3 protein-coding genes are annotated in these 2,436 nt (G+C 71.3%); 1 reads left to right on the forward strand and 2 read right to left on the reverse strand.

Annotation, left to right across the window (positions count from 1 at the left end; genetic code table 11):
* Window positions 1-115 precede the first annotated feature (115 nt).
* Window positions 116-751, reverse strand: a complete 636-nt coding sequence (locus F3J14_RS34435; protein WP_166726692.1) for a LysE family translocator — start codon at window positions 749-751, stop codon at window positions 116-118.
* Window positions 752-822: 71 nt separating this feature from the next.
* Window positions 823-1,791, reverse strand: a complete 969-nt coding sequence (locus F3J14_RS34440; RefSeq protein WP_282100803.1) for an NAD(P)-dependent oxidoreductase — start codon at window positions 1,789-1,791, stop codon at window positions 823-825.
* Here F3J14_RS34440 and F3J14_RS34445 point away from each other — a divergent pair.
* Window positions 1,790-2,436: Mut7-C RNAse domain-containing protein (locus F3J14_RS34445; RefSeq protein ID WP_166726694.1), on the forward strand; the 647-nt coding region annotated here is incomplete at its 3' end. The two genes, F3J14_RS34440 and F3J14_RS34445, sit on opposite strands and share 2 nt — an antisense overlap.

Below are 2,436 nucleotides of genomic sequence, written 5' to 3' on the forward strand. Positions count from 1 at the left end.
TGCCGCGCGCCGCAGCGGCGTCACCGTGCGGCCGCGCGCGTGACGCGGCCCCGGATGTGAAAACGCCCCGCCCTCTGACGAGGTGCGGGGCGTGCGGCGGGCCGCGCGGCCGAAATCAGTGACGGACCAGCGCCATCATCGCGCCGAAGCCGACGAAGATGCCGCCCGTCAGCCGGTTGAAGACCTTCGCGACGCTCTGGCTCTTCAGCGTCGCGCCGATGCGCGTGCCGAACGACGCGTAGACGAGATACCAGCTCACCTCGATCACCGCGAACGTGACGACGAGGATGCCGAATTGCGGCAGCGTCGGCTCGGCTGCATTGATGAATTGCGGCAGCAGCGCGGCCGCGAACAGGATCGCCTTCGGGTTGCTGCCCGCGACCAGGAAACCATTGCGGAACAGCGTCCAGCGCGATGCCGATGCGCCCTGCGAAACGGCATCGACGTCGCCGGTCGGCGCGTCGTCGACGCGTGCACGCCACGCCTTCACGCCGAGATAGATCAGATAGGCCGCGCCCGCGAGGCGCAATCCATCGAACATTGCCGGCCATGCCTCGAGGACCGCCCCGAGCCCCGCCGCGGACACCGCCAGCATCAGCACCAGCGCGCTCAGGCAGCCGGCCATCGTCGCCGACGAGCGGCGCAGCCCGTGCCGCGCGCCGTGCGTCATCACGAGCAGCATGTTCGGACCCGGAATCGCCGACACGACGAACACCGTCGCCACGAAAAGCCACCACGTATGCAGGTTCATGACCGCCCCGACCGAAAGAGAAATGAAATGTCGATTATGCCGCGTGCGCGGCGCTGCTGTCCCGCGTCGGCTCAGCGGCCCGCGCGGCGCAGCGCGACTTCGCCGAGCACCGCGAAGTCCTGCTCGCCGCCGCCGTGCGCGAGCGCATCGAGCAGGCTGTCGCGCACGACGCTCGCCACCGGCAGCGGCACCGACGCCGCGTCGCCGGCCTGCAGTGCGAGCCGCACGTCCTTCAGCCCGAGACGCGCCTTGAAACGCGCGGGTTCGTAGCTGCGCTCGGCGATCATCCCGCCGTAGCCTTCGTAGACCGGCCCCGGAAACACGCTGTTCGTGATCACGTCGAGGAAATCGCGCATCGCGACGCCGTGCGCGCCGAGCAGCGCGGACGCCTCGCCGAGCGTCTCGATCGCCGACGCGAGCGTGAAGTTCGCCGCGATCTTCGCGACGTTCGCATGCTGTGGCAGCGAGCCGAACCGCCAGGTCTTCTGGCCGATCGCGTCGAACAGCGGCTGCACACGGTCGATCGCCTCTGCCGGGCCGCCGGCCATGATCGTCAGGCGGGCCGCGGCCGCGACGTCCGGGCGTCCCATCACGGGCGCGGCGACGTACTGGAGGCCGCGCGACGCGTGGGCGTGCGCGAGCGATTCGGCGAGCGCGACCGACACCGTCGCCATGTTCACGTGGATCAGGCCGCGCGGCGCCTCGGCGAGCAGCGCGTCGTCGAATACTTCGCGCGCGGCCGCATCGTCGGCGAGCATCGAGAACACGGCATCGCCGCGAAACGCATCGGCCGGCGTAGCGACGATCTGCGCGCCCAACGCGGCGAGCGGCTCGGCGCGCTCGCGCGACCGGTTCCAGACCCGCACGGCATGCCCGGCCTTCAGCAGGTTCGTCGCGATCGCCTGCCCCATTTCGCCCAGTCCGATAAATCCAAGATCCATTTCCCGCTCCTTCGACCCGTGAAGCGGGGAGTTAAACACAGATGGCGGCGGCCTGCAGCCCCCCGCCACCGGCCGCGCGCGGTGCGATACTGCGCGCATGGCGACCGCGACCTTCCGCTTCCACGGCGAACTGAACGCGTTTCTCGCACGCGCGCAGCGCGAGTGCGCGTTCGCGCACGCGTTTGCGCGCGATGCGACGGTCAAGCACGCGGTGGAGGCGCTCGGCGTCCCGCATACGGAAATCGGCCGGCTCTGCGTGAACGGCGCGCCGGCCGCCCTCGACCGGCCGCTTGGCGACGGCGACCGGGTCGACATCCATCCGGAACGCGCGCGGCCGGCCACCGAATCGCTGCTGCCGCAACCGGAGCGCTGGCGCTTCGTCGCCGACGCGCATCTCGGCGGCCTCGCACAGCTGCTGCGCCTCGCCGGCTTCGACACCTGCTACGACAACCACTACCGCGACGACGAACTCGTCGCGCTCGCCGCGCGCGAAGGCCGGATCGTGCTGACCCGCGACCGCGAGCTGCTGAAGCGGCGCGCGGTCGTACGCGGCTGCTACCTGCACGCGCAGCAGCCGGATGCGCAGTTGCACGAGCTGTTCGCGCGGCTCGACCTCGCGCCGCACATGCGGCCGTTCCGGCTGTGCCTGCGCTGCAACGCGCCGCTGCACGCGCTCGATGCGGCGGACGCCGCGCCGCGCGTGCCGCCCGGCGTCCGCCAGCGGCACCGGCGCTTTGCCGCGTG

The organism is Burkholderia sp. Tr-862 (assembly GCF_011753085.1).
Classification (GTDB): Bacteria; Pseudomonadota; Gammaproteobacteria; order Burkholderiales; family Burkholderiaceae; genus Burkholderia; species Burkholderia ambifaria.